General features: G+C 40.0%; 7 protein-coding genes. 3 read left to right on the top strand and 4 right to left on the bottom strand.

Annotated elements, in window-relative coordinates; all coding sequences use genetic code 11:
- Positions 1 to 231 precede the first annotated feature (231 nt).
- Positions 232 to 1,128, top strand: a complete 897-nt coding sequence (locus VK664_RS06145) for a 1,4-dihydroxy-6-naphthoate synthase (protein WP_461397746.1) — start codon at positions 232 to 234, stop codon at positions 1,126 to 1,128.
- A gap of 162 nt (positions 1,129 to 1,290) precedes the next feature.
- Here VK664_RS06145 and VK664_RS06150 read toward each other — a convergent pair whose 3' ends face one another.
- The 4 genes from VK664_RS06150 to VK664_RS06165 all read right to left on the bottom strand — a co-directional run bounded on the left by VK664_RS06150 (position 1,291) and on the right by VK664_RS06165 (position 5,070).
- Positions 1,291 to 1,761: a hypothetical protein gene (locus VK664_RS06150; RefSeq protein WP_461397747.1), complete on the bottom strand. Its 471-nt coding sequence runs from the start codon at positions 1,759 to 1,761 to the stop codon at positions 1,291 to 1,293.
- A 280-nt stretch (positions 1,762 to 2,041) separates the two neighbouring features.
- Positions 2,042 to 3,364 (bottom strand): cryptochrome/photolyase family protein, encoded by a 1,323-nt coding sequence (locus VK664_RS06155; protein ID WP_461397748.1) that lies wholly within the window; start codon positions 3,362 to 3,364, stop codon positions 2,042 to 2,044.
- A 44-nt stretch (positions 3,365 to 3,408) separates the two neighbouring features.
- Positions 3,409 to 4,248, bottom strand: coding sequence for an aminotransferase class IV (locus VK664_RS06160; protein WP_461397749.1), 840 nt, complete (start codon positions 4,246 to 4,248; stop codon positions 3,409 to 3,411).
- A gap of 171 nt (positions 4,249 to 4,419) precedes the next feature.
- On the bottom strand, positions 4,420 to 5,070 hold the full coding sequence (locus VK664_RS06165) for a response regulator (RefSeq protein WP_461397750.1): 651 nt from the start codon (positions 5,068 to 5,070) through the stop codon (positions 4,420 to 4,422).
- 878 nt (positions 5,071 to 5,948) lie between these two features.
- On the opposite strand from VK664_RS06165, the gene VK664_RS06170 reads away from it, so the two are divergent.
- Positions 5,949 to 6,287 (top strand): hypothetical protein, encoded by a 339-nt coding sequence (locus VK664_RS06170; RefSeq protein WP_461397751.1) that lies wholly within the window; start codon positions 5,949 to 5,951, stop codon positions 6,285 to 6,287.
- Between the two features lie 1,063 nt (positions 6,288 to 7,350).
- Positions 7,351 to 9,058 (top strand): hypothetical protein (locus VK664_RS06175; protein ID WP_461397752.1); only part of this gene is annotated, 1,708 nt, incomplete at its 3' end.

The following is a 9,058-nucleotide window of genomic DNA, read 5'->3' on the forward strand; positions in this document are numbered from 1 at the left end:
GGAGGCAGTGTCAAATCTCAATGAAACCTTATCAGGTATAATTGATCAGCTCGTGGTAGCCAAAACAAGTTGAGCATGATAAAACTATTAACAGCTTCAATATTAACAGTTTCATCATGACAATCAAACAATGGTGTTATAACAATTAAACAATAACATCATGACAATTAACCAACAGCGTCAGACAAATAATCAACAGCGTCGTGACAACTAAACAACAGATTATAAGCAATGAAAATAACACTTGGTTTTTCGCCCTGCCCGAATGATACATTCATCTTTGATGCACTTGTAAATAACAAAATTGACACAAGGGGATTTGAGTTTGAAGTGTTGCTTGAAGATGTACAAACACTCAACGAATGGGCCAGGGAAGGCAGGCTGGATGTTTCGAAGATAAGTTACGGAGCGCTGCCGCTGTTCCTTGAAAATTATATTGTGTTGACTTCAGGTGGAGCGCTGGGTAAAGGTGTCGGGCCATTACTCATTGCTTCGAAAGATCTTGAAACCGCTCAAATCAATGAAGCAACAATTGCTATTCCTGGTATAAATACAACTGCACATCTCCTTTTTTCACTGGCTTACCCGGAAGCAAAGAACAAAAAGTTTTTAAAGTTTAATGGTATTGAAAATTTTGTGCTGGATCATGCCGGCAGTCCTGATGGCAAAAATTATCTTGGTGTCATCATTCATGAAAACCGGTTTACCTATCAGCAAAAAGGATTAAAAAAGATCGTTGACCTGGGTGACTTCTGGGAGAAGGAAACCGGTTACCCGATACCGTTAGGTGGTATCGTTATGAAAAGAACCTTTAATCCGGAAATTCAACGGACCATCAACGTACTCATTCGCGAAAGTATCGAATATGCATATTCCCATGAATCTGAACTTGCGCCTTATGTAAAACAACATTCACAGGAAATGGAAGAATCTGTGATGCGCCAGCACATTGATCTCTATGTGAATAATTATTCCCTTGATCTCGGGATTGAAGGACGGAATGCTGTGGAAAGATTTTTGCAGATTTATGGTGTTTTGACTTATAAAGATAATGGAGTTTATTTAAATCCGCAGAGAGATAAACCTATTTTTATAGGATCTCCGATTGTTTCACCCCAGGATATTTGAAATCATGCCCTATTTTGGTTATGAGTCATTGGATTTTATTTTCTATTTGCTGCATTTCGTCGTAAAAAAACAACGCAACAAAAGGGTTCATGATACTTGCCACGTACCCTAAAACGAATAAGAACTAAAATTCCAGGCTTTATTTGTTTTATGTCCAATGCATCATCGAAGTAACTGCTTTAAGACTTTCCGCTCTAAATTCGTGTCAGGCCATAATTCGATTTTATAATAATCATCTCCTGAATCACCTATTACTGATGCAAGATTTGAAGAGTAAATTCTTGCACGATATTTTCCAGGAGGAACCTTCATCTCCCACTCCACATGAGAGTTAGGACAGTCAAGTATTTGCACTAAACCAGACGGCACATTTAACCCGCCTTCTACAATATGATCGAATTTATCGAAGTCAATTGCAGCCTCTTCGCGCTCAAGTATTTTGACTTCCCCACTAAAGTCACCATAGCATTCCAAATAAACTGCTAACAATCCCTGTCCAATTGCCAAACGAGAGATATACTCCTCATTTGTCCCAAAGTCCATTGCATCAGTGTCCTTTAACTCACTATCCGCAATGTAAATCTGATGATATTGCGTATAAAAATTTAACTTATTACACATAGGTGATTTCAATTTAGGGTTTTTGCAATTACAGAATGACAAAAAATATACAAAAGAACAATAAGATTTTTTCGATCATTGTGTTAAGATAAAAATTTTGAGAATATTTGAGTGAATCGAATATCTGTTACCCAAGGTTTTTTTTAATTTGGACAATTACATAGTGGCGGAGGTGGAATCTCGCTTCCACCAGTGAATTTCAACCCACCCGTTATGTTAACTACCTCTCTCCCATCCGGGTCAATAAATCAACTCACTCATCACTCATCACTCATAACTCATATCTCATATCTCATATCTTCTTCAGGGTTTCACTATAAACTTCTAAGCATCGTTTCCTCGCCGCTTCGTGTTCAACGATTGGTTTGGGATAGCGGAACTCTTCAAACTCTGGCACCCACCTTCTTATATATTTGAATTCCGGATCGAATTTTTTTGTTTGCAGATAAGGATTAAAGATCCGGAAATACGGTGCAGCATCACAACCACTGCCGGCGGCCCATTGCCAGCCACCATTGTTCGATGCCAGATCAAAGTCCAGCAACTTACCTGCGAAATAGGCTTCACCCCATCTCCAGTCTATCAATAAATGTTTGCATAGAAAAGAGGCCACCACCATTCTTATACGGTTATGCATAAAACCTGTTTCATTAAGTTCGCGCATACCGGCATCAACGATCGGGTAACCGGTATCGCCCTTGCACCATCTTTCAAATTCGTTTTCATTATTACGCCATTTGATTTTTTCATATTCAATTTTAAAGGCCTGTCCTTTGCCAACTTTTGGAAAATGCCAGAGTATCATTTGATAGAAATCGCGCCAGATCAGTTCCTTCAGGTAAACCTCATTTAAGGATTTTGCTTTTGTTGCGAGCTGTCTTATGCTGATGGTGCCAAAACGAAGATGAACCCCTACCCTGCTGGTGCCGGCCATACCAGGGATATCACGATGTTTATCATAATGACTGATCAAAGCTTCACCGGGATCCCTGGTTGGATAATCCTGTTCCGTTTTGATAAATCCCATGCTTTCAAGCGATGGAATATTCAAGGGCTGTTGTTTGTAAAATTGATTGAGGTCGGCTTCAGGGTATGACTTCAGATAAAAATCGTTTAGTGTTGCGAGCCATCGTTTAGAATAAGGTGTGAATACGGTATAAGGTCTTGCATCATCTTTTATTATTTCGTCCCGGTCGAATATCACCTGGTCCTTATAGGTTTTGAATCCAATACCAGGTTCTCTGGCCTGTGCAGATTCTTTGAGCAGCGCTTGTATCGCAGCATCCCGTTCAGATGCATAAGGTTCATAATCATGATTGGCAAAAACATTTTCAACCTCGTATGTTTCGAGTAAATCCTTAAATACCTGTGCGGGATTGCCATAACGTACATCCAATGTTGAACCGGCTTCAGCTAAGATCGCCTGGATCTCCTTGACGGCTTCATGAATAAATGTAACCCGGGGATCTTTTTTTTCTTCGAGTAGATCCAGGATCTTCTTATCAAAGATAAAGATGGGGACCACGGGTTTGCCCACTTTAAGCGCATGATATAGTCCTGCATTATCGTGTAAACGGAGATCTCTCCTGAACCAGAATAAATTTACTTTTGCCATGCCTGGATATTGAGCCGCAATTATTTGAAAAGCAACTGCTTTTCCTATCCAATTACAACAAACTGTTCAAAGAGTTCTTTGGTCATAACATTTGTGAACTGTTTATCCTGGAATTCTTTTACCCATCGAATGCCCGAGATGGCATTGGTAAGAAAACATTCGTCCGCATTTTCGATATCGCTAATGGCCAGTGGTTTCTCTTCAATATCAAAACCATATTGGGGCAATTCGCGTAACAAAAAACGGCGGGTGATGCCTGCTATACAACCTTCAGCAAGAGGTGGAGTATATATTTTTTTTTGCCTGATGATAAACACATTGGCAATGCTGGAATCACTGATCCTATCAAAAGCATTTAACACGAAGGCATCGTTCCATTTCATTTTTTTCGCGAACATGGCTGCCATTACATAGGGCAGATGGCTGGCTGACTTTAAATTACTAAAGGCATCGCAGCTTTTCCGGGCCAGATTATAAACACCAGTGGTAAGCCCGTTCACATTCAGGGTGCCGCACTGAGGGGGAAGCGGCCAGGCCTGGATTAACACATTCGGGCGGTGATGTTCAGGATCGTATAAGCCTCCATTCGTTCGAAAAAAAGCAAGCCTTATTCTTGCTGCATTTTCAACATTGTTTTTCTTAGCTGTAAGCAAAATACTTTCTCTTAATGATTCCCTGGTGATTGATTTCGGCAGATCGAAACCAAGTAAGGTGAGTCCTTCAAACAGGCGGCTGAAATGAAGTTCTTCATGAACGATATGTTTATTATGGAGTTTGATTGTTTCGAAAAGTCCATCACCATAACGCAGTGCACGGCTCTCGGCACCGATGATCGGGGTGTCAGCTGTCAGGAACTTGCCGTTAAAATTTATTACACTGCTCATAGTTCATCTAAATCCTGATCATAAAGGTCTGCTAATTGTTCCACAAAAAAGCCGGCAGATATCTGCCGGCTAAAATTTATAGTTTGTTTAATGTTGATCAGTACATGCCCGGAAATTAAACCCAGGTTGTTGGTTCATAACGCGGCCCATCAACCTAAGTGTAATTCCTTATTATTGTTGAGTGATGATACCGCTTTTAACGGCGTACATAACTAAACCCGCCATCGATTTGGCGCCGGTTTTTGTTTTGAGTTTGTCGCGTATAGCCTCTACCGTTCTTGGACTGATATCAACTATATCTGCGATTTCTTTCGTTGTTTTTTCTTCGCACATAAGCTTCAACACCTTCATTTCCTTTTCCGAAAGGTTAACTTCTATCTGGCCGGGAAGATCAGAACGTTTGGTCCGAAGCCCGGTCAGCAGGGCTTTATTGGTTAGCTCGTTGAAGAAAAACTCTTGCTCGTAACAGGTTTTGATGGCCTGGTATATTGTTTCAGAGTCTGAGTTTTTTGTGAGATAGGAGTTTGCGCCGATTTCCATTAATTTGGAAATCATGGAATGGTCGTTATGCATTGAAAGAATAATAACCTTGGCATTTGGGCGCAGTTTCCTGATTTCAGGCAATGTTTGAATTCCATCCATTATAGGCATCTGGATATCAAGCAAAATAACATCAGGTTCGATATGACGCAGGAGATTAAGAAGCTGCATACCGTTATCGGCTTCAGCGATTAATTCTACATCTTTTTTTGAAGAAAGAGCAGTTTTTACTCCGGCACGGAATAAAGCGTGGTCATCTGCGATGGCTACTTTAATGGGCATTTTTTGGTTTATGGTTTTTTCACGGGTTATATCTGGCAATGGGGCCGATCTCTTAATTATCACAAAATGCGACTATTTCCTGATAATTACTATAGAGTATGTACGAAATTATACTATTTGGGAATCAAAGACTAACAAATTTTATACTTAACGGAATCGCGTGGAAGCACGTAGCAGTAAGGGTTATTACTATAGTAAACTTACGAAGTTATTAGTAAAAGCCGCAAGAGTGAAAAAGAGAAGTAATGCGCTTGTCCACATACTTATTAACATATATTTTTGGCTCATAAGTTGATTGACGGCGAAAATAATCCTGATATCCAATATCCAGAAAAACATCAACCGTCCAGTAAAATATTTCTAATTTTCTATGAAATCCGGGAAAAAACCGAAGTCAATCAACTTTAACTATAACATAAAAATTTTTTATAATATTCCGTTTTGGTTCTGAAGCCACGATCTGGTCCCTTGAAAGCATCAATAATCCAATGAAGATCAGTACTTTGAATTATCCAACCCTAAGAAATTCAAAAACCAGGTTAACCGTCAACTATTTTTCCTGTGAAAATCCGAAAAATTGGTTTGACATGTGAGGCTTGAAAATGCTGTGCCCGCTTTTTTTAACTTTCTCCCAGCCAGGACGGTTAAAAAGGCGGGCATTTTTATTTTATCCACATCGTATTTTTACTAGTATCCACTTGGGATTTTACTTTGTTTTTGAATCTGTTTTTATTAAATAAAGGTTACTAAAATCGCTTTGGGATTGAATTCCCGCGAATTTATTAATTACCGGTAAGAGTTTTCCCCCGTTTTTTGAGTTTCGATTGTGCTTTAAAATGCATTCAGATTTTATTAAGTAAACCTTAAAACTCGTAACAATGCAGGAAACTAAAACACAAGTTGTTGCTCAGATTGGTGAGCACATCGGAATGGAACTTGGAACCACAATGGTAAAAAGCTTTTTTGATGCTTACCCACAGTTGGCTTTCGGTCACACAATCGGTAAAGAGATCATGGCTAAAATCCTGGCACAACCAGATTGCAGTGGTATGACTGTTTACCCGGCGCTTAACGAAGCTGGCAATCCAACACTGGTATTTGCTGGTGTTAATGCAAAAGGCCAGATGATCTCCAGCTATCCTGTAGTTTCTACAGATGGAAGCCTGGATTTCGAAGAAGGTCTTATCGTTGATCGCGTTAAGTCTGGTGGCTGGTAATCTGCAAAAGAACAAAGTTTTAATCGGTAAAGGGTGTGTCGTGGTTGACCACCCTTTTTTTATTTTGAGCACATTGCGAACCTCTTCTTTCTCTCTGTTATCATCCTGATCAACAAACTCATACAACACAAAAATGTGTATAGCCAGGTAATAATATCTCTACATAACGGCTGAACTTTTTTGGAAGTTTCAGAATCTGTAAGAATTGATGCGTTTAAACTGCTGGTCAAAGTCACGCAATCGCAATAGCTAGATCTAGCTATTGCCAGGGGTTCCAATGCATATTACATTTGCAATGCAATTTAAAAAAAGTGAAACAGCTATAACCTGCCTGATCATTTCCCCGTATCCTCCTCAAAGTTTGTTGTATTAATATGTTACCCGCCGAAGCTTTGCATCGCGTAATCTGAAGCTCTCTATTTACCGGTTGGTATAAGCAGTTTAACTAACATATTGTTTCCGTAAACCGATATCTTCAATATCGTCGTAAATGATCAGGGTGCAATTGGGCTCACCAATGCAAGAAGTATTCCGGCGCAGGATTTTATAACGCCATTACAACCCACCACACCGCCCGCTAACATTATTGGTTCATTAAACGGGTTGATCGGCCTCCTTACTACCGGCAATTTTTCTGAACTTCCTGTCACTATGCCACAGCAATTTGTATTTCCAGGTGCAAAGCATTCACTTTCCAGGATGCACAGTTCTCGGGATGTTCTGACCTGGTTTGCCATGTTACCTATAAACAAGAATCATAACAAACTATTTATGATTAGTGATAAACTAAATAGCCTGTTTACGCTATTGGCCAGTGTTGAAGCTTAGGATAATTTTGCCTTTCAATTGAATCATTAAGCAGTACCGCTTTTCCGATACTGTTTAATCTTCCCTTGAAACAACAGGCTGTACAATATCACCAGCCTGGATTACAGAAACAAGGATGGATTTTTAAAAACGCCTGAACAGGTGAAGGGATAACCTTTGCCCGGAACGAAAAAATGTAACCCGGATTATCAATTGTAACACCAAACAACATTTCTAAAAATTAAAAACAAAAATTATGAGTATTCAAAATTCTTATCTCGCACAATCAAAGTATGGTTATGACACAGTTGTGGCCGTAACCCAAAAAGCATTAAACAATGCTATCGAAACTTATTATTCCGATTCAACCACCTTCACGCCGGTAACATTTTATTTTATTAAAGACGGCTCCGGCAATGCGCAGTCTATTCAAAAAGCCGACTTGCTAAAACTTACAAACAACATTGATCCGTTAAGCCCAACGGTATCAGTTGCGCAGCAAAAAACCTTGTCAACCAGCCAGTTTTATTTTGCTTTCAGTTTTACAATCGGCAATCCGCAGAATTATCTATTGACCAACTACCTCACTTTGAAACCAGGCAGCAACAGTGTCCGCTATTCCCTGTTATGTTTCCAGTTACAGGTAGCCTTCTGGAACCCCGACAATAAAACCTGGGTTGACATCAAACAAACACTGGCTAAAGAGTTCAATATTTTTGCGGATATCAACCTGGTTAATGTCTTGAATAATAAGACCAGCAATTCCAGCGTACTGGCGGCAATAGCTGCTTTAGGTGGTACGGGCTTAAACATTCAGCAATTAATTTTCGACCTGGACAGCGCAGTGGTGGACCCCACCAGCACACTTACCGGTATCGACAGCACCTGTTCAGTTTTTACGCCGCTGATGCAGCAATTTGCAAATGCTTATTTCAGTACTTATACTTCACAAAGCGGGGCGTTAAATTATGCAATAACCAGCGAGAATACTGCCTCGCTTGTCCCTACCGCAATGGATTGGTTCATAGGTCCATTTGTTGACGGCAGTGGAAATGCAATAAGCAGTCCTACAGTGGACCAGCAGGACCTCACAACGCTCAATTATGTTTTTTCTGTAAATGGAGATAAATTGCCTGCGTCGGCTTCTCACTTTATCATACCTGGGTTCCATCTACCCTATCTTCATTTTACCCGTACACCCTTTAACTGGAACTGGCTGGAAGACAATGGCAGCAGTCACAACCCTGATCTGGATACAAATGCAGATGTAAACAAATATGATGGCGCCATTTCCATAAACCGTGACGCCTTTGCAAAATATCTTGATAACCAGCTGAAGAGTTATGTGAAGCAAAACTGGTTTATTCCGATCGTCACTGCCAATTATACTGATTTAGGAAAAAAGGATAACGCCGATGTCTTTCAGGTCAACACTCAAAATATTGAATCAATTCCAGATGGTTTCCAGGTCTATAATGGTGATAGTAGCTCTAACCAATCAGACAAGTTGGTATCCTGGTCTAATCAACAGAGCGTAACAGCAAATGGTAAGGTAAATCCAGCCAACTACATGAAGGTAATCAACTCTTTTTCACTTGATTTTTCTGTTTGTGCGGGACAGGGAACACTGAGTCAAACACTTGAAATTTATGTAGAAGAAGTGTATAACGACAAGGCTTATGGTGGCTTAGCCATTTTCATACACAGCTATGATGTATTCAATTTAGTACTTGATGATCATGGTAATCTCATGTTCCAGAAAGATACTGACCAAAGTACTTTAGACAACACCCCTCACAACATAACCTTATATGGTGAAGACAATGGCTGGTTACAAACCTGGCTGCAAGCTGTTACAGCAACAAGTTTTGAAGAACTTCCAGTTTCCCTCCCACAACAATTTGTGTTCCCCGGCGGCAACGCTTTTACATTCCAGGATGCACAGTTTGCAAACAATTCTGATC

Origin of the sequence: Flavitalea sp., assembly GCF_035489435.1 — a bacterium.
Lineage (GTDB): Bacteria > Bacteroidota > Bacteroidia > Chitinophagales > Chitinophagaceae > DATHKG01.